Source organism: Sphingomonas sp. Leaf407 (genome assembly GCF_001425385.1).
GTDB lineage: Bacteria > Pseudomonadota > Alphaproteobacteria > Sphingomonadales > Sphingomonadaceae > Sphingomonas.
The window spans coordinates 748,213-772,814 of sequence record NZ_LMQO01000001.1; the positions used below are offsets into that span (position 1 = coordinate 748,213).

At 68.9% G+C, this 24,602-nt stretch carries 12 protein-coding genes; 3 read left to right on the forward strand and 9 right to left on the reverse strand.

Annotated features, from left to right (window positions below):
• Positions 1 to 5: 5 nt before the first annotated feature.
• From ASG37_RS17560 to drmD, 6 genes are all read right to left on the reverse strand, one after another.
• A complete protein-coding gene (locus tag ASG37_RS17560) occupies positions 6 to 554 on the reverse strand; it encodes a hypothetical protein (RefSeq protein ID WP_156349033.1) in 549 nt (182 codons plus the stop codon).
• Positions 544 to 2,046 carry a hypothetical protein gene (locus ASG37_RS03440; protein WP_055756068.1) on the reverse strand — a complete coding sequence of 501 codons (1,503 nt, stop codon included), beginning with the start codon at positions 2,044 to 2,046 and terminating at the stop codon, positions 544 to 546. The genes ASG37_RS17560 and ASG37_RS03440 overlap by 11 nt, the downstream gene beginning before the upstream one ends.
• Before the next feature lie 123 nt (positions 2,047 to 2,169).
• Positions 2,170 to 4,041, reverse strand: coding sequence for a DUF1998 domain-containing protein (gene drmB / locus ASG37_RS03445; protein ID WP_055756070.1), 1,872 nt, complete (start codon positions 4,039 to 4,041; stop codon positions 2,170 to 2,172).
• Positions 4,038 to 7,499, reverse strand: a complete 3,462-nt coding sequence (drmA, locus tag ASG37_RS03450) for a DISARM system helicase DrmA (protein ID WP_055756072.1) — start codon at positions 7,497 to 7,499, stop codon at positions 4,038 to 4,040. Before drmA ends, drmB begins: the two co-directional genes overlap by 4 nt.
• Positions 7,496 to 11,428, reverse strand: coding sequence for an Eco57I restriction-modification methylase domain-containing protein (locus ASG37_RS03455; protein ID WP_235525111.1), 3,933 nt, complete (start codon positions 11,426 to 11,428; stop codon positions 7,496 to 7,498). The genes drmA and ASG37_RS03455 overlap by 4 nt, the downstream gene beginning before the upstream one ends.
• Positions 11,425 to 14,595: a DISARM system SNF2-like helicase DrmD gene (gene drmD, locus ASG37_RS03460; protein ID WP_235525112.1), complete on the reverse strand. Its 3,171-nt coding sequence runs from the start codon at positions 14,593 to 14,595 to the stop codon at positions 11,425 to 11,427. The genes ASG37_RS03455 and drmD overlap by 4 nt, the downstream gene beginning before the upstream one ends.
• A 248-nt stretch (positions 14,596 to 14,843) precedes the next feature.
• Between drmD and cas3 the strand changes: the two genes are divergently transcribed.
• The 3 genes from cas3 to ASG37_RS03475 all read left to right on the forward strand — a co-directional run bounded on the left by cas3 (position 14,844) and on the right by ASG37_RS03475 (position 21,546).
• Complete coding sequence (cas3, locus tag ASG37_RS03465; protein ID WP_235525121.1) at positions 14,844 to 17,327, forward strand: CRISPR-associated helicase Cas3'; 2,484 nt, start codon at positions 14,844 to 14,846, stop codon at positions 17,325 to 17,327.
• A 383-nt stretch (positions 17,328 to 17,710) separates the two neighbouring features.
• Entirely contained in the window at positions 17,711 to 21,145 is a 3,435-nt protein-coding gene (locus ASG37_RS03470) for a S8 family serine peptidase (protein ID WP_162233451.1), read from the forward strand.
• Between the two features lie 5 nt (positions 21,146 to 21,150).
• Positions 21,151 to 21,546 (forward strand): hypothetical protein, encoded by a 396-nt coding sequence (locus tag ASG37_RS03475; RefSeq protein WP_055756077.1) that lies wholly within the window; start codon positions 21,151 to 21,153, stop codon positions 21,544 to 21,546.
• 14 nt (positions 21,547 to 21,560) lie between these two features.
• On the opposite strand, the gene ASG37_RS03480 is transcribed toward ASG37_RS03475, so the two are convergent.
• The 3 genes from ASG37_RS03480 to ASG37_RS03490 are packed head-to-tail and all read right to left on the reverse strand — an operon-like array spanning position 21,561 to position 24,595.
• Positions 21,561 to 22,442, reverse strand: a complete 882-nt coding sequence (locus ASG37_RS03480; protein WP_055756079.1) for a type 1 glutamine amidotransferase — start codon at positions 22,440 to 22,442, stop codon at positions 21,561 to 21,563.
• A complete protein-coding gene (locus ASG37_RS03485) occupies positions 22,442 to 23,797 on the reverse strand; it encodes an ABC1 kinase family protein (RefSeq protein WP_055756082.1) in 1,356 nt (451 codons plus the stop codon). Before ASG37_RS03485 ends, ASG37_RS03480 begins: the two co-directional genes overlap by 1 nt.
• A 51-nt stretch (positions 23,798 to 23,848) precedes the next feature.
• Positions 23,849 to 24,595: a glycosyltransferase family 2 protein gene (locus ASG37_RS03490; protein WP_055756084.1), complete on the reverse strand. Its 747-nt coding sequence runs from the start codon at positions 24,593 to 24,595 to the stop codon at positions 23,849 to 23,851.
• Between the last annotated feature and the right edge of the window lie 7 nt (positions 24,596 to 24,602).

Below are 24,602 nucleotides of genomic sequence, written 5' to 3' on the forward strand. Positions count from 1 at the left end.
GTGAATCATGGTTTGGCAATGTAAAAATTATGCGCGATTGCGATGCGGGCGGCCTCGGCACTCTTCGCATCGCCGCTCAGGAGGTGGTACAATCTCCAAAGATTCACCTGACGTTCGCCTTTCTGCGCCAATATCCGGGCAACGCGCCGAACTTGGTCGTCGAGTGCTTCGCCACGCACACTCAGCAGCCGTAACAGCCGAACTTCGGGATAATCGAGCGTCCCTAATATCGTGCCCAGACACTTTTTTTCTTTGTGAACAAAAGGCAAGTTAGGCCCTGCCTCGCCCGTTCCAACCAGCATGGCGGCGAAGTGCGTTAGCATTCGCCAGCGATCGAAGTCGTGTTCCCGCTTGTATAATGGAACATTCGCCTTGGTAATGAAGGCGATGATAGTGCCATCGGCTTTGAACGACTTGGTCAGTGGTATCCGTCGCAGGCTGGCTCGCTGGCCGGTCGAACTGTACTGCAATTGCCACGACAGGCATTCCATCCAGTCGTTGACGTTTACCGAACTGCTTCGCTGGGTAGCAACGGTGGTTGCGCTACTTGCCATGTTCCGCTTTCTTTATCCACGGGTCCATTTTATCGTCGAACTTTATTCGAGCTTTGGGGCGGGCTCGCAGCAGGCGCATTTCGCCAAGTGGTCCGGCATCGGCCGCGCGGTCCAGTTCGGCACCTGCCATCAGGCGCAACCGCTTGCGCCATTCCTGGAGATGGTTGCCCGGGTCGTTTACCACTTCGGCCCAGAAATCCTTGTCAAAGAACACCTGGTCGACGCAGGCGTCGAACCGTTCGACGTAGCGGTCGGTTTTCTTCCGCCCCGAACTGTCGTCAAGGCGCGGTTCGTCTGGCCCGCCCTGAACCAACACCAGCAAAGCGTCGCGCAGAAATTTAGCAGCCATTCCGGCCTGAACCGCGCGTTCTTCCGCTACCTTGCCGACGCGGTCGAGCGGGTCCTCGCTGAAACCGTCCCATTCGCCCATCCGGCTGGTGCGTACCGGGCGGCGGTGCAGTCCTTCGGTCTTGCCCTGTCCGCGCACCAGTGCGGCGGCGAGGATGGTGAGGCCCGCGGGATCGTCGCCGTCGTAGGGATTGGCGAGCAACGGACGGGTGATCTTCTTGTCGTCGAGCAGATGCGTGATCTGACGATAGCCGAAGCCGGCGCTGCTAGGGGTATGACTGGATGACCGGTCAACCTTGATCGGCGCCCAGGGATCGTCGGTGACGCCCTTCGAATCGCCGGGGGCGATCCGCGCGACCTTCGATCCAGCGGCCAGTCCCTCGACCCCATTTAACGGCGTGTGGGTCAGGCGGATGCGACGGCAAATCTCGACGTACAGTTCGTCGAGGTCGGGTAAGCGTAGCGACAGCGTCCCGTCCCACGGCACGGTCCAGAGCAGCGCGGTGCCCTGTCGACGTTGGGGACGGGCGCGGCCATGCTGCACTAGCCGCACCACATCGCGCCAGAACGCCGCCGCCGCGCCACCGTTGCCCGGCCGGATGCCCAGTGTCATCCGCGTGGCAAACCCGCCATTCATCCGCGAGATGCCGTAGTTGCCCGCGCCCAGAAACCCCTCGGTCGTCTGGAGCGTGACCAAGGCGAAGAGCCAGTCCTCCTCGCTCGCGACGGCGATGCGTTCCTGCTTTACGTCGTGGTTGCGCGAGGTGACGAGCATGTCGAGCGCGTCGGGGGTGCGTAGCGGGTTCTTGTAGTCGGCGCGATTGGCCGGGATCACGACCGGCGGCTGGAGCAGCGCGGGTCTGGTCCAGTCCTCGACGACCAGCGACCATGGCTCGCCGTCGGGATACGCGGGGGTCAGCGCGAGCAGCAGCTCCCGCCAAGCGGCTTCGTCGTGCGGCGGTTCGTCGGTTCCGGCGTTCAGCAAGGCGAGTGCTGCGACCTGTACGGTGAAACTATGCCATGGCTCGCGCTGATGCGGGCGCAGCGCGGGGAAACTCCATGCCTCGCCACGCGACAATGCCGCGAACGCGGCGAACAGCGAGCCACGATGCACCGCTCCGTCGCCGTCACGCCAACCGATCATGCGTTCCCCTCCCGTTCACGCCAAGCTGCCGGGAAGCACCGCGCGACGCAAGCCGAAATTTACCAACAGGAACAGCATGAAAACTGGCGCTAAACCGCCGCCCGGCCATGATTGCGACGCTCCTCATCCGGTAGCCTGCCCGAACAGCGCAGCGCCGTGATCGAGCACGGTCGCCGTGGCAAGCGTACGATCGAGATAGAGGTTACGCGCCTCGCAGCTCGTCTCGGCGACCAGCAGACAACTGTGGCAGGCGGCACCGCTCAGCGCGCGTTCGTCCATGTGGGAATCGGGATCATGTTCGGTGCAGATCGGATCGCCCGAACACAGCGCCAGCCGGTCGAGCGCGCGTTCGATGATCGCGCCCAGCCGGGGGACGACGGCGGTGAGGCCACCTAACGTACCGCCCGCGCCGGTGCTGGCGGTATAGAGTAGCAGCCCGTAGCGCTCGCCATCGGGGTCGAGCAGCGCGTAGAGCCGTTCCTTGAGCGAGGTCGCGGGATAGCCGCACTCCAGCGCGATCTCGTTGAGTAGCGCATGCGACAGGCTGTGGATCGCGTAATAGGCCAGCGTCGGGAAGCGCAGCCGGTCGCCGCCGATCTGCCCGTCGCGCCAGCGGTCCCAGCCGCGATAGAGCAGGTCGTGGCGTCGCGCGACTTCGGGGCGGCTCAGCCAGTCGCGCATCACCGCCGGGTCGAAACGCAGGAAAATGCCTTCGCCAAGTTGCTCGACCGCCGGTAGCCATTCGAGATGGTCGGCCAGCGCCGCGCCCTCGACCGCGAGATAGAGTTCCTCCAGATCGCCGTCGATCGCGGTCGGGGCCGCTTCGAACCGGGTGAAGCCGTAGAGGCAGGACACTTCGCGCAACCGGTGGACCGACACCACCGAGGCGATCGGGGCGAGGCGCGCGCGGTTGCCGTCCCATGCCTCGCGCGGCAGCGTCCGGGCGTGCAGCCGTGCTTCGGCATGGTCGGAACCGATCTCGGCCAGTCCGCTGGCCAGCAGGTCGAATTCGGCGACCTTGGGGGCCTTGTCCAGATTCTGCTGGCCGGTCGCGCGAAGCTGGCCGATGCGCCCGACGATCTCCGCGTCGCTCCAGCCGGCGAGCGCGGCGCCGACGGCGGGGTTGGCGCGGCGGGCGATGGCCATCTCCGCCGTCCGCTCGACCCAGCCGATCGCGTCCATATGCTGTTCGATCAGCCGGGTCAGTTCGTCCTCGGCGGCGGGCAGCGAGATGACGGTCAGCACCTGCGGGAAATAGGAGTTGGTCGCGGTGCGGGTGAGAAAGCGCAGATCCTCGCTGCATCCGCCCGGTTCGTCGGTCCGCAACCATGGGCGGCGTCCCCGGCACGGGCCGAACCGGCCTTTCGTCTGCGCATCGCGCAGCGACAGCGCCGCGCCGCAATCGCAGACGATCCGCGTCGCCGCCGGGCTGCCCGACGTGCCCTGTTCCTCCAGCCACAGCGGCTGCGCGCACCGATCGGGCGATCCGATATGGACCGCGAAGGTCCAGTCGATGTCCTGCAAATGCCCCTTGCGGCAGCCGGCGACGAAGCGGATCGGCGTCACCGCCTTGCGCCGGCCGTCGTCGTCGACGAAATCGGCACGGCCGCGTGGATTGAGGTCACGCCAGCGCACCAGCCGGCGGCGGCGGACGTCGCCGACCACCTCGGCATCGCGCGCGACGAACCATGCCGGAAAGATACGTGCCTCGATCCCCGGCGGATCGGCCCGACCGTTCGCTCCTTCGTCATGCGCCGGCGGCGTGCGCAGCGACAGGCGAACGCCGTCGTCGAGCCGCCCGCCGGCGCGCAGCAGCGTTTCGAGCACCGCGACCGCGCGCGGTTCGTGGATCGGCCGCCAACTGCCGCGTTCGCGCATGTGCCACAGGTCGAGCCCGCCGATGATGACCGACCGGGTCGGCAGGTCGACCATAGCGCCGGGACCGAAACCGGTAATGAGCTGCGACTGGCGCAGCGTCGGGCGGTGTCCGCTCATGTCATGTCTCCGGCGCCGCTGACCGTCTCGCCGGTCGGTCCACGGGGTTTGACGAGGACGCCCGGCTCGACGTCGCGCATGCTCCACCCCGCCTGGAACCGGCGGTGCGCGGGGTCGAGGTTGGGCAATGCCGGGTCGAGCGGGGGATGGAGCAGCCGTTGCGGCCGGGTGTCGTAGGTGAAGCCCGCGCCGGTCGCGATCTGGGCATCGGCGATGGCGGTCCAGTCGTCGAGCAGGCCCTCTATCGTCGCCGCCAGCCGTTCCTTGCCCCCGGCAATATCGGCGGGCGCGCGATCGACCAGATGGCGGAGGACGGCGGCCCGGACGGCGGGCGCGTTCGCCAGCGCGTCGACCGCATCGGACGGGGTCAGCGCCGGATCGAGATGGCGGGCGATCGCCACGACCACGGCGGCCAGCGACCGGTCGAGCGCGCGGGCGGACCATGGCGTCACGCTCGTCGCTTCCACCGCGCGGTAGAAGGTGTCGTGGAAATGACCGAATTGTTCGAAGTGCATCCGGTCGCGCGGCTTGTGGACGTTCAGCACCGCCACGACCAGCCCCGGCCGGGCGGGATTGCGCCCGACGCGGCTGGTCGCCTGGATATATTCCGCCGCCGTCTTGGGCTGCCCCTGCACCAGCATCAGTCCCAGCCGGTCGATGTCGAGGCCGACCGAGATCATGTTGGTCGCCAGCGCGACGTCGACCGGCGCTTCGCCGGCCGGATCGGGCAGGAACAACGTTTCGAGCCGGCGCTTGGCCGCCGCCACCTGATCGGTCGACACGCGCGAGGTCAGCTCGACCGGTTCGCCCAGCAGGCGGTTGCCGAACGGGCGGTCGACCGGCTCGATCCGGCGGCGGCGGTCGCCGTAATCGAGCAGGCGGGTCGCCACCTCGTCCTCGACGATCCGCCGCGCGCCGCCCAGTTCGCGCAGCGCGTTGAAATAACACAGCGCGGTGCGATAGGCATCGGCGTCGCCGCCCTCGTCGGCAAGGCCCTGCGCCGCGCCGAGCAGCGTGACGAGCGCTTGTAGGAACACCAGCTTCGGTCCGCGCCCCGCCGCGGCGATGCCGACATACCAGCGTGCCGGATCGGCATCGCTTTCGGGCCGGGTTTGCGCGAAAAAGCTGTCGCGGCGATCGACGCCGGGGGCGGGAAAGATGCGCGTGTCGTGCCGGTCGAACAGTGCGCGGATCTGGTCGCTCGCGCGGCGGACCGTCGCGGTCGAGGCGACGATCTTCGGCCGCACCCGCCGTCCGCCGACGTCGCGAGTTGCCAGCGCGTCGATCGCGGCTTCGTACAGCCCGGCGACGGTGCCGAGCGGACCGGAGATCAGATGCAGCTCGTCCTGGATCACCAGATCGGGTGGCGCGAGCGGATGATCGCCGAGCGTGCGGCCATGCCCCGGTTCGGCCGCGCCATAGAAGCCGGTATCGTCGTGCCGGTCGACATGGCCGAAGAACGCCCCCGCCGGCCCGTTCCATGGCAGCGCGGCGAATTTGTCGACCGTCGCGATCAGGAAGGCGGGCAGGCGGCGATAGATCGCCTCGTCGACCGTCACCACCGGCAGTGCGCGGTCGCCGGTGAACGGGCAGGCGAGGTTCACGCAGCGCAGTTCGAGGTTGGTCGGCGCGTCGGCATTGGGTACGCAGCGAAAGCTCTGCGGGGTGAACGCCGTGTCGCACCACGGGCAGGTCTTGATCGGCGCGGGCGCGCGCGTGTCGCGACCGCTGGTATAGGCGCGGACGCGGCGGACGGCGGTGCCGTCGCTGCGGTCGCCGCGTCGCCCCAGCCGGTTGGGGCTGGCGTCCGATCCCACCCACAGCCCGATCTCGATCGGCCAGTCGCCAAGCAGGGGACGACCCCGATCGTCGCGGTAAGCATCGCCGGTGCGCAACAGCTCCAGCGCGCAGACGACGCCGGCCGCGCGTCCCAACTGGTCGAGCGTCAGCAGCCGCAGCGTATAGCGCATGATGACCGCGACCCCGGCCCCGAGGACGCCGTCCGCACCCAGCCGGCGCAGCGCGATGGTGAAGGCGGCGAGGCCGAGATAGGCTTCGGTCTTGCCGCCGCCGGTCGGGAAGAACAACAGGTCGGCGGTTTCGCGATCGTCATGGCCGCGATCGACCAGCCCGGCGAGGTTCAGCAGCAGGAAGGCGAGCTGGAACGGTCGCCACGCCGGTGCGCTGTCCTGCGGCCGGCGCGCGCGGGCGGCATCGGCGATGGCGCGGTTCGCGATCTCGAACGCGGTGCGCGCGCGTTCGTCTTGGGCAAGTAGCGCGATGCCCGCCGCGATCCGGTCGCAGGCCACCCGTTGCGCCGCCAGCAGCGTGGCGGCGGTGCGGGTGCGTTGCGGTGCGCCGACGATCGCCGGATCGCTCGCCGCCATCGCCTCCTGCGCGAGCGACCATGCGCGATAGGCGGGGATGAGCGGGGCGAGCGCGTCGGCAAGTGCCGTGCCATCGGTTCGCGCGAGGTCGGCCAGCCGGTCCATGGCGAAGGTCACGTCGGCGACCGGGGCCGCAACGGTACGCTCCACCGCCGCGCGCGGCAGATGGGTGGTATGGATGCACCGGACTTGCCCGTCGCCCCCGACGACATGGCCGGTCGAACAGCCGAGGCCGGCGGAATAGGCGGCGCTGTCGCGGTAATGCAGGTCCGCCAACTGGTCGTCCCAGTCGTCGCGGGCGATGCGCGACAGGTCGTGCTGCGCCACGAAGCCCCCGGCGCAGGTCACGTCGAGTTGCACCTGATAGGCATAGGCGAGGTCGCGGTAGTGCGACGCCGGTTCCAGCCGCTTGTTGATGAGAAAGACCGTCACGACCTGCACCGCGCGCGTGGCACCGGTGGCGAGGTTGAGGCGGAACGGCCGCGTCCGCACCGCCAGTTCGAGCGCGCCACCGGGCCGCGCGGTCGCCGCCGAGCCGGGCAGGGGGTGATGCACGATCCCCGCCGCCGCGTCGGGCAACGCGATGGTGATCGTCGCGTCGCGGGGCACGCGCCGCCAACTGATCGGCTGGCCCCTGGGCTCGCCGCCGCTTTCCAGCATTTCGAACGGCACCGGTGGTTCGGGGACATAGTCGCCCCAGCGCACGGTCACGTCGATCGTCGTTGCCGCCGCATCGACCATCGTCGACAGGCCGATGCTGCTGGGCAGGAACCGTCGCCGGGTGGCCGGCGGATCGGGCTCGTCATGGTCGCCGGCGGCACCGCCGGCACCGAACCCCTCGGTGTCGGGGATGAAGCTGTCGACCTCGTCCTCCTGCGCTTCGCCGGCGAGGTCGCCCAGCACGGTCAGTTCGCCCGACGGCGCGATGAAGCCGGCGAGATACCAGCGCGACGGGCTCTCGCCCGGCGGCAGCCGTTCGCTCGCGAGATCGGCATCGGCGGGGTCGGACGGGCCGATCAGATTGCGGCGCAGGCGATCGACGATCGCCGTGCGAACTCCGGCGGCGGTCATGGCAGCGCCCCTTGCATCGCGCGTTCTCCGTTGAGTTTCAGCAATCGCGCCAGCACCTCGTCGCGGAACGCGGCCGGCCAGAACAGCCGGTTCTGATAGCGATGATCGTCCTCGCTCCCGGCGGTCAGGAACACCGGCGCGGCGGCATCGGCCAAGTCGTCCCAGCCATAGGCGACGAGGACCGCGCGATCTATCGCATGGTGCAGTTCGCGCAGGCGAACGATGTCGGCGGCGGTATCGCCCGGCCGGTGGAAACGGTTGTAGGTCGGCGTCATGCCCTGATCGCAGGCGATCATCAGCGCGGCGCGATGGTCGTGATAGGCTTGGCCGACGGTTTCCAACGACACGTTGCTGGAGTAGTCGGTCGGGAAGGGGAAGGTTTCGAAACAGTCGGATGGTGTGTAGCGAACGTCGTCTTTCATTGAGGACGCAAAGAACCGCGTCCAAACCTCATGGACCCGGCATTGCAGCACCGCGAACGCCGACAGCGTCGGAAGTGCGAAGACAGCGGCGGTGTGGGAGAACACGACATTCCCGGGACGTCGCGCGAAACAGACATGCGGTGTCGCACCACAGTTGATGACCAGTACCTGATCGAGCGGTGCGATCGTGCGGTACAATTCGCCGCGACCCCGCAGGAATCGCCACCATATCCGCTGGCCATTGGGGTCGCCCTGCGAAAGCCGGTCGGGCTTTACCCGTTGTTCGACGATAGCGAGCAGGTCCGCCCAATCCGCCGCGACCGGTCCGGCGTACTGCGGCGACACGATGCCATGGCGCAGGCGATCGGCGCGCTCCGCGTCCGAAAGGCCATGCCAGACAAGGTCGCTTTCGCGTCTGAGCGGCCAGTCGGCGAAATCGATGGTATGGCGATGATGGGCATGGGTCGGAGAATTGTTGATCTCCTCGCCGCCGAGATAGGGTTTGATTACCGCTCCGTTTCGCGGATCGACGGACAACAATCGTTGCATCTCGGCGAGTGGCGATGCCTTACCCTTGGCCGCGTTCACATCGTCGAAGGTGAAACCCATGCCGAGCAGGAACGAACCAATGAACGACTGACCTTCATTCTTCACCAACCGGGCCGGCGATCCGTCGAGATCCCCTTCCATCAAATAGGCCGAAATCCGCTGCACCGGGCGATCGTCGAGGATCACCGGTCCGCTCGCCGCACCCTTCACCACGAAGACCTGCGCCACCACGACGGCGGCGTCGCCTTCCCATTGATACCGGCTGACCGCGCGGTAGATCGTGCCGCCGTCCTGCACGATCCGGTGCAGCCCGGTTTCGCGGGTATCGCCCTGGCGGATGGTGTTGGTCGCGATCAGGCCGAACGCGCCGCCCCGCCGCAGCAGCGCGAACGCGCGGCGGAAGAAATGCGCCGCCAGATCGGCATTGCCGTGCGCGCCGGGATGCAGCGTCTTGAGCCAGTCGGGATAGGCGCGGGCGTGACCGGCGGCGATGGTGTTCTTGCCGGCGAACGGCGGGTTGCCGATGATCGCGTCGAACCCCGGATTGGGCCGGGTGAACACATCCTCGAATTCCAGTTCCCAATGGAAGCTGGCGATCCCGATCGGCGATGCCTGCAACCGATCGCGCAACGCCTCCAGCGCGGCCCAGCTTCGCTCGCTCGGTGCCAATACCAGTTGCTGCACCTCCGCCAGCCGCACGTCGCGATCGCGCGCGCCGGTGCCCTCGAAGAACGACTGGAGGATCGCGTCGGCAACCAGATGCGCGCGCTTCAGCGCGGTTCCGGCGGCGCGGTGACGCGCTTCCTGCACGTCATAGGCGGCGACCTCCGCCTCGGTGCGGACCAGCCGGCGCAGTTCGGCCGCCGCATCGATGCCGTCCTGCACGATCGCCTCGACAAAGCTGTGCTGGCCCGACACCTTGCCCCAGGTGACGGCGACGATCTTGGGATTGGGCAGCCCGACCAGACTGTCGCCGGCACGCAGCACATTGTCGAGGAACGTGAATTCATGGTTGCTCGCCAGCGTCTCCAGCCACAGCGACAGCTTGGCGAGATCGATCGCCAGCGGATTGCGATCGACGCCGCGCAGGCAATGCTGCGCGACCAGCCGCTTGGCATGGAGCAGTTCGTCCTCGTCGGCGGGGATCGTCGGCCGCTGCACCGGCCAGCGCCCCCACGCATCGACCAGCCGCTGGCCGAGCTGCCGGCACGCCTCGACCAGAAACGCGCCCGACCCGGCGGCGGGATCGCAGACTTTCAGATCGAGGACCTCTGACGGGCGCGCATCGGGGCCGATCCGGTCGAACGCGGGCCGCAGCGCATGGGCGACGATCGGCCCGGTCAGCGAACGCGGGGTATAATGGCTGCCGGTCCGGCGGCGTTCGTCGGTGGGTTGCAGGATCGGGGTGCCGGCCGCGACCGGGCTGCCGCGCGGCGACGCGCGCGGATCGACGACGGGGGCGAGCGTCGCTACCAGCGCGGCGACGTCGACCGCCTGTCGCAGCCCCTTCGCGACAGCGGCGGGAAAGGTACCGCGCCCGGTCGCCTCCTTCAGCCACTTCTCGCGCTCGCCGCCACGAACCGCGGCGAGCGCAGCGAGATCGACCCACACCGGCACGCGGTTGGTCTTGCCCGCGCGGATCGCCAGCATCGCGCCGCCCGCCGCCTCGACGGTGAAGCCCATCACCGTTTCGTAGACCGACCCGATCTGTTCGACGCTGAGCGACCGATAGGCGACCCGTTCGCCGTCCAGCAGCAGCAGCCCGTCGAGCACGCGCAGGATACAGCCGTCGCCGACCGGCAGCACCCGCGCCAGATCGTCGATGCCATCTTGCCCGAGCAGGAACGGAAACGCCGCCTCGCGGAACAGCTTGCCGCCGCGCGCCTGCATGAAGCCCGAGGGATGCCCGCGCTCGACCAGCCGGAACAGCGCCAGCAACCGCCCCCATGCCCCGCGCCGCTCGTCCATGCCATCGGGGTGGCGCGCGGCATCGTCGCGCAGGTGCAGGTGAAGCGCGCCCAGTGAATAGCCGCGTTCGTACAGCATCGCCGCCGCCGCGCCGCCTGCCGAGGGCATCAGCGCGCGATCCTCGGCATAGAGGATGAAGATCAGCCGCAACAGGACGGTCAGCAGCCCTTCGTACAAATGCTGCGGGTCGTGCGCGGCCAGCCGGCGGACGGGTTCGGGCGACGCCGCGTCGATACCGCGCAACAGTTCGTGCAGGCTGGCGAGGACCTGCCCCGCCAGCCGGATCGACACATCGGCCTGCGCGGCACGGCTTTCGGCGAGCAGGGCTGGCAGCCGGTGCGACGGCGGCCCGGTGAACAGCGCATGGGCATCGAGCAACAATTTCAGCCCGCCGAGCATCGCCCGGCCCGACACCTCGCCCAGCGGGGCCAGCGGCCACGTCATATGCCCCGACACGTCGCCGCGCGGCGCGACGACGAGGCGCAGGACCGCCTCGTGCGCCGGTCCCTCCTTCCGCCCGGTCGGCCGCGCGCCGATCAACACGCCTGCCGGAACGCCGGTTTCACGCAGCAGGCGTTCGAAGCGCTGGTGCGCGGTAGCCGCCCAACCGTCCAGCATGCCCCGCCGGTCGAGGTCGACGTCATCGCCCTCGATCCGTACGAGCAACTGCACCGACCCGTCGGCGGCGAACACCGCCCAGTCCGGTTCAAGCAGCGTCGCGCCATCATCGAGCGAGCATCGCAACCCATCGGGCAGCGCCGGTCCGCCGGGTGCCCCCGCGACCCGCTCGGCGGGCCAGCCCAGCGCGTCCCGAAAGAAGGGCCAGCGATCCGTGCCCGCCAGCGCGCGTGCCACGGCCGCGCCGTCATCCGCGCCCTGCGGCGTCGGCCATGCGCCGATCCGCGCGAGCGCGGCGGACGCGACGACCAGCCCGGTCGGCTGGAGATAGCCGATCCAGTCGTGCGCATCGGTGGGCGATGGCCGGCTCATTCGCCGCTCCAGCCGGGCGGATGGAGATAGACCAGCCCGATCGGCTCCAGCCGGCTCGCGCGCACCCTGGCCGCCGCGCGCAGCCGTTCCGGCTCGCGGACCAGTTCGTCGTCGAGCCGCGTCGCCGCGCGCTCCCACGACCGGCGGTCGGCGGCGCGCTGGCGCGCCTCGGCGGGATCGAGCAGCAGCGCGAACTGGCGATCGTCGCTGCCCCGTTCGCGGCGGATGCGATCGATCCGCTGTTGCAGCAGCGCGTGGAGCGTATCGGCCTCACCGGCGGCGCGACGGTCGAGTTCGGCGGCAATGCGCGCCTGCCGCACCGCTGCCCGTTCGGCAAGGACCGGGCGAAGATCGGCGACGTCGACGGCGGCCTGCGCGGTGATCGCCGCGGCGACGTCGGGCGCGGCCATCCGCGCCTCGCCCAGCGCCGCGATCAGCCCGTCGAGCACGCGCCCCTCCGCCTCGCCGCCCTCGGCCAGTGCCCGGAGCGACCCGTCGCGCGGGGCGGGCCGCCAGTCGGCGGCGACGCTCATCACCTCCTCGTGCAGCCGGGCCGCGCGTTCGCCGAACAACGCCAGCCGTCCGATCAGCACGACACGCGGGCGCGGCACGCTGCCGGTTTCGATGACGCAGGCCCGTTCCAATCCCTGCTGGAACCCCGCCGACAGGAACTGGCCGAGCAGCCGGCGGACGAGGCGATGTTCCAGATGTACCTGCACCACATCGCCGGCGTCGCGGCCGTCGGGCAGGATCGCGGGTGCGAAGCTGACGCGCCGGACCTGCGCATCGGCGCTGGCACGCCATTCCCCCGGCCGCTCGCCGGGGCGGGGGCCACGGGCGCGCAACTCGTCGAACAGCGGTTGCCAGCCGGAATCGCTCGCGAACGCCGGATCGAGCCGGAATACCGGAGTTTCTCCGATCCGTTCACCATCGCTCCAGCCGCCACCCGACCGTTCGAGCGCCAGCGCCACGACCGATCGCAGGTCGTCCGGCTCGACGCCGACCCGGCGGCGCGCGCGTTCCAGCGCGACGGCAAGCTCGGCCTGCTCGCGTTTCAGCCGGGCGCGGCGGGCGACGTCGCCATCGTCGAGATCGCGGACCGCCGCGCGGACCCGTTCGTCGGCTTCCTCGTCGCGGATGCGGGCGGCGAGATCGATGGCCGCCGTGCGGGCGATCCCCCCGCCCATACGATCGGCGATCCGCGCGCCCAGCACCTGACCCGCCGAGCCCAGTTGACGGCGGATCAGCTCGGTCTTGCGGACCAGCGCGTCGAGCACGACGTCCTCTGGCCGGTCGGCATAGACGAAATAGCGGCAGGTGACGGTCGGGCTGGGTTGCAGCTTGCGGTCGATCCGTCCGTTGCGCTGTTCCAGCCGGGCGGGGTTCCATGGCAGGTCGACATGGATCAGGTCGTGGCATTGCGCCTGAAGGTTGATGCCCTCGCGCGCGGCATCGGTGCAGATCAGGATACGCAGCGGATCGTCGGGATCGTTGAATGCCCGCTTGATCGCCTCGCGCCGTTCGGCCGAGGTGATGCCGGTGAAGCTGGCGATGCGCGACGCCTCATGGCCGTCGGCCGGATCGAGCAGCACCCCCAACTGCCGTTCGAGCCAGCGGCGGGTATCCTCATATTCGGTGAACAGGATCAGCCGCCGGTCGCGCCACCGCCCATTCCCGTCGAGCAGATGCGCGGCGGCCCAGTCGAGCAGCCAGCGCACCCGCGCATCGCCCTGGCCACGCACGCTGTCGGCCACGTCGAGCATCGCGGCGGCACAGGCCCGCTCGGCCAGCAGATGGGCATGCGACGCGCCACCGATCCCGGCCAGCGTCGCCGCCTCGGTCTGGACGGCGGCGGCGCTGTCGAGCCGGTCGAGCGAGGCCGCTTCCTGATCGGCGCGTTCGGGGGGCTCGACCTCGACATCGTCGGGCATCGCAACCGGTGCCGCCGGCCCGGCGATCGCCCGGTCGAGCGTCGCGAGATGCACCCGCAGCGTCCGTGCGAAGGCCGGGATCGACGACAGCAACCGCTGTTGCAGGCCGACGAACGCAAGGCGCGCCCGCGCCGCCGCTGGCCCCTTGAGCGCGCCGATCCGCCGCTCGCGCACCTCACGATAGGCGGCGAGCATCGCGGCAAGGCGAATCTCGGGCGCGTCGGCGGGCAGGCCGGTCAGGACGACCGGTTCGACAACCCGTTCGGGAAATGCCTCGCCCAATGCGCGCAGGTCGCTTTTCAGCCGGCGGACCATGACCGGTTCGAGATCGGCGGGCCGCACCGGCACCCCGCGCGTGAACCGCTGCGGATCGAGCAGTTCGAGCAAGGTCGCGAAGCTGTTGGCGTGACCGTTGTGCGGCGTGGCCGACAGGAACAGGCGATGTTCGAACCGGTCCGACAGGTCGCGCAGCGCGCGGGTGAACTGGCTTTCGATCCCATAGCGCCCGCCGCCCGACGGCGCGGCATGATGCGCTTCGTCGAGGATCAGCAGCGAACGGGCGCGAAAATCCTCCAGCACGTCGCGTAAGCCCGCGACATAGGCTTCGTCGGTCAGCAAGCGGTGCGACAGGATGAAGCGCGATCCCGTCGCCCATGGGTTCGCACCATATCCCCGCCGGCGGCGCAGCGTTTCGAGATGCTGGCGATCGACGATCTCGAACGCGAGGCCGAACTTCGTCTGCAACTCATCGCGCCACTGGCCGGTCATCGCCGCCGGGGCGACCACGACCGCATAGTCGACCCGCCGCCGCAACAGCAGTTCGCGCAGGATCAGCCCGGCCTCCACCGTCTTGCCCAGCCCGACGTCATCGGCGATCAGCAGGTTGACGCGCGGCAGGCGCAGCGCCTTGCGCAGCGGCAGCAACTGATAGGGGTCGAGCCGGATGCCCGCGCGAAACGGCGCCTGGAACAGATCGCGTTCGGCGGCGGTCGCGGTGCGCCAGCGGACGGTGCGCAGATAGGCGGCGAACAGCCGGGCGTCGCCGCCGCTGTTGGCCAGCGTGTCCCACGCCTCCTCGTCGCGCAGCCGGGGATCGATCTCGGCGCTCCACAGGACGCGGGCTTCCTCGCCGCCGGCATCGTCGTCGACGCAGGCGAGATGATGGCCGTCATACGGGCCATCCGGTTCGCCTTCGACCAGCCACAGCCGGCCGCGCAGCGACACGAACTGTCCCACCGACGGGCCTGATCCGCCTGTTGCGCCCCGTCGTTCCCGTAACCCGTCCATCCGGTCCGTGTCCCCTCCCGAACGGAGAGGGTGAGGGGGTGGGGGGAGGGGGACAACGCGGACTGGGTCCGTTACCGACCGTTCGGCCCGCGACCGCTGGCGAGAATACATCCGTTATGGATATGAATGGGGCGGCGATGCCGACCGATGATGAATATGCCGGCGGTACGGGAATGGGGAGAAAGCAAGTGGACGTCATGCGACCATGGGCGAAGCTCGAGCGGGACGGGGACGACCGCATCGTCGCGGCGCTGCCGCTGCTCGATCACTGCCTCGACGTGGCGGCGGCGTTCCTCGCGCTGCTCCCGGCATGGCGGCCCGCGCTGGAAGCGGCGGCGGGCAGGTCGTTGACCGAACAGGATGTCATCCGCCTCGCGGTGCTGGTCGCGCTCCACGACATCGGCAAGGTGAACTGGGGGTTTCAGGCACGCTCGACCCCCGGTCGAGAGCCGATTGGCCATACCGCGCAGGTGGCGGGACTGCTGCTGCACACTGAATTAGGCCAAGGTGACGCGGCGACGATGGTCAAGGCGCTGCTCCGATCGTGGAACGCGGCCGATCTGTTCGTGGCGGCGCTGGCGCATCACGGCCGGCCGATCGAGGCGTTCTGTAAGGGTGCGAGTGTCGACTCTCGGGTCGGCTTGGTCGATTATTGGCATTCCGACGCCGGCTATGATCCGATCGCGGCGCTGCTGGACGTCCTTGCCGCCATCCGCGACCGCTACCCGCAGGCATGGGCGGAAGGCCCGCCGCTTCCCGCCGCGCCGCGATTCACCGCGCTGTTCGCCGGGCTGGTGACGCTGGCCGACTGGGTCGGATCGGACACGCGCCGGTTTCCGGTCGGCGCACCGCATGGGACCGAACGCGAGGCGCTGCGTCAGGCATCGGCACAGGTGGCGGTCACGACGCGCGGCATGACCCTCCTGCCGACGCCCGAAGCCGACTTCGCCCAGGCGTTCGGCAATGACCCGTACGACTTCCAGTACGCCGCAGCCGCCGACGATCTCGGCCCGATCGCCCTGATCGAAGCCGAAACCGGATCGGGCAAGACCGAGGCGGCGATGTGGCGCTGGCTCGAACTCCGCCGGCAAGGCCTTGTCGACGGACTCTATTTCGCGCTGCCGACCCGATCGGCGGCGGTGCAATTGCACGGCCGGGTCGACCGGATGTTGCAGCAAGTATGGGGCGATGGCGCGCCCGAAGCGGTGCTGGCGGTGCCCGGCTATCTGCGCTCGGGCGACGCGGAGGGGCAGCCGCTGCCCGACTTCGCGGTCCGCTGGGATAGGGGCGAACCCGATATGGCGGTGGATGCGCGCTGGGCGGCGGAGCGATCGGACCGGTATCTTGCGGCGCGGGTCGCGGTCGGCACGATCGATCAGGCATTGTTCGGCGCGATTCCGATCCGCCACGCACTCTTCCGCGCCAGCGCGCTGTCGCGCAGCCTGCTGGTGGTGGACGAGGTTCATGCGTCGGACGCCTATATGACCGGTCTGCTCAAGCAACTGCTCGCCAATCATCGCGCGGCGGGCGGTCATGCGCTGCTCCTGTCGGCCACGCTCGGCGGAACGGCGCGCGCCGATCTGTTGAACCCGGCCGGCCCCAAGCCGACGCTGGCCGAGGCCGAGGCGGCCCCCTATCCCGCGCTGACCGCGTCCGACGGCATTGCGCGCGCGGTGCGGACCGGTGGGCGAACGAAGCAGGTCGGCATCACGACGGTCGGCTGGATCGACGATGTGGACGCCATCGCCGCCGCCGCGATCGACGCGGCGCGTGCCGGGGCATCGGTGCTGGTCATCCGCAACACCGTCGACGATGCGGTAGATGTCGCGGAGGCAGTCGCGGCGCGTGCCGGCGATCTCGCCTTCGCGGTAGGCGACGTCGCCACGGTCCACCACGGCCGGTTCGCGCCCGATGATCGTCGCAAGCTCGATCGCGCGGTGGAGGCGGCTTTCGGCAAGGGACGCTCGGCAAAGGGGCGGATACTGGTCGGCACGCAGACACTCGAACAGTCGCTCGACATCGACGCCGATTATCTCATCACCGATCTTGCGCCGATGGACGTGCTGCTCCAGCGGATCGGCCGTCTCCATCGGCACGATCGCAACGATCGCGGCGCCTTTGGTGCGGCGCGTGTCCTGGTCCTGCGGCCGGCGGATCGCGATCTGACGTCGATGCTGCGTGGTGGCAATCCGGTCTATCGCAATGTCGTCGTGCTGGAGACGACGCTCGCCCTGATCGAAGCGAATCCGCACATCGCGATACCGCACGACAACCGTCGGCTGGTCGAGCATGCGCTCCACCCGGACGCCATCAAGGCAACCGCGACGGCGCGAGCAAACACCTGGCAGAACCATGCCAATGAGGAAGCCGGTCGCAAACATACGGAGGCCAAAACAGCCGAGGCGCTGGCGATCGATCTGACGCGGGACTATCGCCTGCTGAGCTTCGCCCCCGATGTGGAGGTCGCGGTCGCCACCCGCCTCGGTGGGCGCGACCTGATCGTCGATCTTCCCGAAGGTCTTGCCGGACCGTTCGGCGGGTCAGTCACACGGCTCAAGATTCCCGACTGGATGGCGAAGGGGATGAAGCCCGACAGTCCGGTCACGATCGTCGACACCGCCAGCTTGACCCTTGGCGAGCACCGCTACCGCTACGACCAATGGGGATTGCGCGCCGGCTAGGGCCGATCGACACTTAATTGGCCGTGACGTCCGCATAGACCATTTCCGTCACCCCGGACTTGTTCCGGGGTCCACAGTACAACGATCGATGCCGATCGAGGCGCTTGCGACAGCGTTCGCGGCCAGGTGGACCCCGGAACAAGTCCGGGGTGACGAAGGTAGGGTGGTGTTTTCGACTACGGACTGCACCAGAATAGCTGGATGACGATCGGCCCTAGCCCTTGCACCGATTGTCACCACCGGCCAAAATCGTATCGGGTGTAACGTAAATGTCGCACTCGCCGGTTTCGTATCCGGTTCCGCCGATGGCTGATGGACAGCCACCAAACCCTTCCATAACCTTAACAGGGATTTAGATTGATCCGTCACCGGTGGGGTATCGTATGACTGTTGTTTCGCGTCGCAATCGTCTTGCAATGCTGCTGGGGGCGGCGTGGCTGGGATCGACCGCGCTGGTCGCGATGCCGGCCGCCGCGCAATCAACCAACCTGCCCGCACCGCCGGCACCGACCGGCGGTTATTTCATGGCCAACGGACAGCGGACGACCGACTATGCCGCAGCACTCGATTCATGGCGCAAGGACGCGCAGTTCGCGGTCGATTATACCAAGAGCTATCTCGGTCTCGAATATGCCTATGTCCTCGGACTGAACGGCAGCGGGCAGACGATCGGCATCAACGATTCGGGCGTCGCCTTCGGCCATCCGCTGTTCGGCGGCAGCGGCAAGATCAGCGGTATCCGCACCGTCGCCCCCGCCGGCTATGGCAATGACGGGCAGGTCAATCCCCGTCGCCCGTGGGAAATCCACGGCACCCATGTCGCCGGAACCGCCGCCGGCGCGCGTGTCGCCGGGCAGCGGATGTTCGGCAATGCCTATGGCGCGAACATCCTGTCGGCGACGATCAACTTCGCGGCGGGCGATTTCCTGTGGTGGAAGGATCAGGTGCTCGACGGCACGACCGTGTCGACCCCGCGCGACAACATCGTCGACCTTGCCAATACGGGGAAGGTTCGGATCATCAACAATAGCTGGGGATCGGGCACTTCGCTGCCCTATACCGCGTCGCTCGCCACCGCGCAGGCGCAGTTCCGCCAGGTGCTGAACGGCTTCTACGATCCGGTCCTGAAGAACGATGTGCTGGTCGTCTTTTCGGCGGGGAACGGCGGCGGCGTCCATGCCAGCATCGATGCGGTGACGCCGCTTAACGACATGCGGCTGCGTTCGAACTGGCTGTCGGTCGCCAATTACCAGGCGAACGGCACCGCAGCGCCGAGCACCAGCTTCTGCGGCCAGACCGCAACGTGGTGCGTCGCCGGCCCGGGCAGCTCGGTCATCTCCAGCGTCACGACCTATACCGTCGATACCGCCGCGATTCAGGCGAAATATACCCGCGCCGCCTATCCCGGCATCTATGCCGCGACCACGCTGGCCACGTTGCAGAATGCCGCGACCAACGCATGGCTGACCGTCCTCAACGGCTATCTCAACCGTCGCGCCGCCGCCGCTGCCGCCGGCACCAGTTTCGACGAGGCGGCCGAGCGGACCTTCGCCGCGCAGCAGGCGGTCGGCATCTCGCTCGCCTATGGCGCGCGCTTCGTCGGTGGCGATCCCGACGGCTATACCAGCACGCTCGCCAACATCCTGACCGTGCCCGGCAACGTCGCGCTGATCGGCCGCGACTTCTCGGCATCGGTGCTGACCCAGGCGAACACGATCATCACCGCCGAATTGCAGCAGTTCATCCGCTTCAGCGGTCCGGGCTATGGCGCGCTGACCGGCACGTCGATGGCCGCGCCCAATGTGTCGGGTTTCGCCGCGCTGCTGATGCAGGCGTTTCCCGAATATAACACCGGGCTGATCGCAGACATCCTCGTGTCCAGCTCGCGCGATCTGGACACGCCGGGCGTCGATCTGAAGTCCGGCTGGGGCGCGCCGCAGATGGGCGTGGCGCTGGCCGGGCCGACCGCGCTGCGTCAGACCCGCGAGGTCACGGTCGCGTCGGGCACCGTCGACGTCTGGACCAACGGCATCACCGACGCGCGCGATCGCTATTCGGCGGAAGTGCTCGCCGGCTTCGGCAATGACATCGGCGGGCTGACCAAGCGCGGCGGCGGCGAGCTGATCCTTGCCGGGGTCAGCAGCTACGGCGGCCCGACCCGGGTCGAACAGGGCCTGCTGACCGTCAACGGGCAACTTACCCGATCGGCACTGACCGCCGCCGGTGGCGGCACCATCGGCGGCAACGGCACGCTTGCCACGCTGACCGCCGCCTCGGGTGGCATCGTGTCGCCTGGCAGCGCGAATGCGATCGGCACGCTCTCCGTCGCCGGTGCGGCGGCATTCGGCAGCGGCAGCCAGTTGCTGGTCGACATCGGCGCCAGCGGCACGTCGGACCGGCTGGTCGCCGGCACTGCATCGCTCGGCGGCACGCTCACGCTGCGCCCGCTCGACCGGCTGCCGCGCTTCGGCGATGCCTATACAGTGCTCAGCGCCAATGGCGGTGTCACCGGCACCTTCGCCGCCGCAACCTCGTTCAGCGCGATCCTGTTCCCCGAACTGCGCTATTCGGCGACGCAGGTCGCCGCAACCGTCGCCGCGCGCCCCTATGCCAGCGTGGTCGCGGTCACGCCGGTGCAGACGTCCTACGCCCGCCTGCTCGACAACAACCGCGCGGCCTATGCCTCGCTGCGCGGCACGTACGATCTGCTCGACTTGCAGGATGTCGCGACGATCCGCGCCTCGCTCGAAGGGCTCGCCCCCCGTGCAGAAACCGCGCGCCGCGCGATCGGGACGGTCAGCCTCGACAATATGGCGCGCTTCTATCGCGAGCGGACGGCGGCGATGCAGCCGGGCAATTTCACCGGCGGATCGGTCGCGATGATCGGCAAGCCGCTGGAATTCGCCGCGACCGCCGTGGTCGCGCCGGGGCAGGCGATGAGCGTCGGCGACACGCCGATCACCAACGTCCGCGAAAACGTGTTGCCCGACACCGTCTCCGCCTATCTGGCGGGCGGTTATCTCAAGGGATCGGGCGCGTCGATGCCCAGCACCTTCGGCAGCGACACGCGCGATCCGTTCGACGGCTTCTACATCGCCGGTGGCGTGGAAGCGGCCGTCACCGACACCGCGATGCTCGGCTTCGGCCTGTCCTATTCGGACATTGACGGCGAGCGCCGCTTCGGTCAGGTCGCGAACGGCGAACTGATCCTCGGCACGCTGTACGGCAAGATCGGGACCGTCACCGGGCCGGCGCTCGACGCGCAGTTCGGCGCGGGCGTGTTCCAGTCGCAGACGCGGCGTGCCGGCACGCTGGTCGGCACGGCGGTCGACCTGCGCGGGCGCGACAATGCGCTGGCGCTGTCGAGCGAGGTCGGCGCGAGCTACAGCCTCGGTAGCGAGGCGCTGCGCATCGGGCCGCGCGTCGCGATCCGCGCGAGCCGGATCGACTTCACGCCGATCGCCGAGCGTGGCACCGGGCCGGCATTGCTGATCGCCGAGGACCGCTTCACCAGCGTGCAGGGTCGCGCCGGACTGTCGTTCGACGGACAGGCGAACGGGCTGCGGCCATTCGGTTCGGCATATTTCGTCCATGACTTTCACGACCGGCCGGGCGTGTTCGACGCCGGCTTCGTCGGCGGCACCGGGGTGCGCGCACCGTTCGCGGTGGCGGGGCAGGACCAGAACTGGGGCGAGATCGGCGCGGGACTTGCCTATGGCGGCGAGCGTGTCGAATTCTCGATCGCGGCCGATGCCTCGGTCGGGCGCGACGATGTGCGCAACCAGTCGTACCGTGCCGGCGTGAAGGTGCGCTTCTGATCGCGTTGCTGCTGGTGTTGGCGGGACCGGAAGCGGTTCCGCCGACGTTCCTCAACCGGCCGGGTGCGTCCGCCGCCTTGCTTGATCGCGAGACGGCACGGTGTCGGGCGATCGCCACCGGCCCGGCGACGACGATCGACGGCAGGCAGTTGACGCCTGCCGTGCCGACGCCATTGCCGCGCGCGATCGAACCGGTCCGGTCATCGACCGACACCTGCATGATCGCGCGCGGTTGGCGGCGCTTCGTCCTGTCCTTCGGCGAACAACGCGCGTTGGCGCGAATGTCCGCAGCGCGGCGGATGCGAACCCTCGCGGCATTGCGCAGTGCAAGGCAGCCCGCGATGGGGCGGCTGGTCGATGCTGGTGAACCGATGCTCCGTTCGCCACTCAGCCCGGACTGAAGCCGCTGCGCCGATCAGTCCGCCGCGACCGCGATCGGCAAGCGCTGGCTCGCCTCGGCCTTCAGTCTCGGCGCATGGGTGAGGAAGTTGCGCAGCTCGGTCCGGCGGAGATGCTCGTCGGCGAACTGATCGTCGACGCCCAGCATCCATCGCGGTGCCAGTCGCTCCGGCGTGCGGTGCAGCGCGGTCAACTGCGCGGCGCGATCGCGTACCGCACCGGTGTCGTCCGCCAGCCCGGCGTCGACCAACTGGTCCGCCTGCCGCTCCAGCGCGACGGCGATCTCGCCGGGGGCCAGTTCGGGGTGATATTGTACGCCCCAGAACACGCCGCGATCATGGCGAATCTCCGCCGCCTGCACCCGCGTCGCGGCATTGCCGGCGAGCAGCGTCGCGCCATCGGGCAGGATTTCGACCTCGTCGCCATGGATCGCCGGCGCGTCCCAGCAGCATGGTCGCCCGTCGAGCAGCGGATGATCGCGGCCATCGGCGGTCGCGACGATCCTGCGCGCGATGCCGGCCTCCATGCGTTCCGGCATCTTGCGGACCGTGCCGCCCGCCGCCGCTACCGCGACCTGTAGCCCGGCGCACGAGCCGAACGCCGGCGTGCCCGAGGCGAAGACCACCCGCATGAAAGCGATCTGTCGTTCGACCTCCGGGGTCGGGTCATAGACGTGCAACGGCGACCCGGTCAGGAACACCGCATCGAAACGCTCCAGCGCGTCGATCCCGATCGGTTCGCCATCGGCGTCGGCGGGCGCGACGATCGTGATGTCGGCATGCGGTGCCAGTTGCCGCAAGGTCGCGGCATAGCTTTCGCCCGAACTCTTGCCGGCATGGTCGCGGCGGGCATCGCGTTCTTCCCGCGTTTCGCTTTCGGCAATCAGGAAACGGGGCATCACGATTCTTCGGCAAGCGCGGGGGAGGCACCGATCGCCCGGCTGGCGAGGCCGCGGACGTCGACCCGCGCCTTCAACCGTGCGGCAAGCAGCGCGGTGCCGCTGACCTTGCGCTGGACGAACAGCGTTTCGACGTCGGGAACGTGCCATGTCGCGCGATCGGCAACCAATGCCTTTGCTTCCTCGCGCACGACCGGTGCGAAAGCGCGATCGCCGAAGTCGAACGGGCCGGAGCGGTTCATCGCTTCGTCGATCGCCGCGATCATCCGGTCGACGGCCGGACGATGCGCCTCAGCCGCCGCTGCCCCCAGAAACCCCGTCGCGACCGCCGTTTCACGGATGCGGTTCCGGTCGCGCGCCAGCCCGGCCTCGATCAGCGAATGATAGGCATCGGCGGTCGTCGCCGGCACCGTTCGCGCCGCGCCGAAATCGAGCAGCACAATCGCGCCGGTCGCCGGTTGCCAGCGGTAATTGGCGAAGTTGGGATCGGTCTGCATCACCCCGAATTCAAAGATTTCGCGCAGCACCAGCTCGATCAGCGCGGTCGTCACCGCGTCGCGGCGCTCCTGCGGCGCATCGCTCAGGCTCTCGACCGGCTCGCCCTCGACATAGGACATCGCCAACACCTGTCCGGTCGTCAGCGGTTCATACAGATCGGGCACGACGAAGCGCGCGTCGCCGTTCAGCCGCGCGGCATAGGCCTGCATCTGCGTGCCCTCGCGCCGGTAATCCGCTTCCTCGGCCAGTTGCCGCTTCGCTTCGCCGAGCAGCGGTTTCAGGTCCAGCGTCGATGGCAGCAGGTTGGAGATGCGCAGCAGCGTCGCGACATTGTCGACATCGGCATCGATGCTGTCGCGGACGCCGGGATATTGCACCTTGATCGCCAGCAGCCTGCCGTCGGGCAGCGTGGCGCGGTGGACCTGCCCGATCGAGGCGGCGGCGATCGGCGTCGCGTCGAACTGGCGGAAGCGACGACGCCAGTCGTTGCCCCATTCGCCGCGCAGCACCCGGTCGAGCTGTTGTGGCGGCATTCGGTATCCCTGATTGCGCAGGCGCGACAGGATCGTCGACAATTCGGGCGGCAGCACGTCGCCGGCATCCATCGAGATCATCTGGCCCAGCTTCATCGCCGCGCCGCGCATGTGCGACAGCCGGTCGGCCACCCGCGTGGCATTGGCGGGGGTGAGGACGAGGTCGCTCAGTTGCGGCCGTTCGCCGCTTGCCAGTCGCCGTGCGCCCTCGGCCAGCATGCCACCGGCGACGCCACCGGCAAGGCGGCCGAAGCCGCTCAGCCGCGCGAAGCGTCCGGTGGGAACGGCGCGGCCGCGTGCGGCGGGGAAATCATCGTTTGCCATGCGCGCATAGCTCCCGCCGCCCCGGTCGGGTTCCGTGCGGTACGCAATGGATCAGCCGGCGACCGGCAGCAGCTCCGCCAGATAGGGATGGGCGAGCACTCGAGCGGCGTTGCGCGCACCGATCGCGGTATCGTTGACCAGCCTGCTGCCGGCGACGGTGCGGTACAGCGCGACACAGGCATCGATCCGCGCGAAGCGGGCACCGGCCGCGCCGGCGCGGGTGTAGAAATCCCAGTCGTTGCAATTGTGGAAGCTCGGATCGAATCCGCCCACCGCCTCGACCGTCGCCCGGCGGACCACCGACCAGCTCGGCCCGATGACGCCGCCGCTGGCCAGACCCCGCCGGATGCAGTCGCCGTCCCAGCCGCATTCGGGGTCCTGTGGCGCGGCATCGCCCTCTACCCGGGCGAAATGACCGACGACGATGTCATGGCCGTGCGCGACCTTGGGGTCGAGCAGCGTGCGAGCGGCACCCGGCAACCAGATGTCGTCACTGTCGAGGAAGGCGATCCAGTCGGCACGGGCGAGCGCCGCGCCGGTGTTGCGTGCCTGCGATGCGCCGACGTTGCGCGGCAGGATGAGCGCCGTCACCTGCGGATGGACATCGGCCAGCGCGCGGATCACGCCTGCGCTATCGTCGCGCGACCCGTCGTCGACGACGATGACGTGATCGGGCGCATGATCCTGTGTCAGCACGCTTTCCACCGCGTCGGCGACGACATGGGCACGGTTATGGCACGGGATGACGACGTCGTAGCGCCCAAGCGGCGCGAACAGCGGAACGGGGCGATGCAGCATGCACGCC

Excerpts from the sequence above, each read along its gene's own strand:
- cas3 (WP_235525121.1), top strand. The coding sequence starts at position 14,844 with ATGCGACCATGGGCGAAGCTCGAGCGGGACGGGGACGACCGCATCGTC.
- drmB (WP_055756070.1), bottom strand. The coding sequence starts at position 4,041 with ATGAGCGGACACCGCCCGACGCTGCGCCAGTCGCAGCTCATTACCGGT.
- ASG37_RS03490 (WP_055756084.1), bottom strand. The coding sequence starts at position 24,595 with ATGCTGCATCGCCCCGTTCCGCTGTTCGCGCCGCTTGGGCGCTACGAC.
- ASG37_RS03470 (WP_162233451.1), top strand. The coding sequence starts at position 17,711 with ATGACTGTTGTTTCGCGTCGCAATCGTCTTGCAATGCTGCTGGGGGCG.
- ASG37_RS03440 (WP_055756068.1), bottom strand. The coding sequence starts at position 2,046 with ATGATCGGTTGGCGTGACGGCGACGGAGCGGTGCATCGTGGCTCGCTG.
- ASG37_RS03485 (WP_055756082.1), bottom strand. The coding sequence starts at position 23,797 with ATGGCAAACGATGATTTCCCCGCCGCACGCGGCCGCGCCGTTCCCACC.
- ASG37_RS03480 (WP_055756079.1), bottom strand. The coding sequence starts at position 22,442 with ATGCCCCGTTTCCTGATTGCCGAAAGCGAAACGCGGGAAGAACGCGAT.
- ASG37_RS03455 (WP_235525111.1), bottom strand. The coding sequence starts at position 11,428 with ATGAGCCGGCCATCGCCCACCGATGCGCACGACTGGATCGGCTATCTC.
- drmA (WP_055756072.1), bottom strand. The coding sequence starts at position 7,499 with ATGACCGCCGCCGGAGTTCGCACGGCGATCGTCGATCGCCTGCGCCGC.
- ASG37_RS17560 (WP_156349033.1), bottom strand. The coding sequence starts at position 554 with ATGGCAAGTAGCGCAACCACCGTTGCTACCCAGCGAAGCAGTTCGGTA.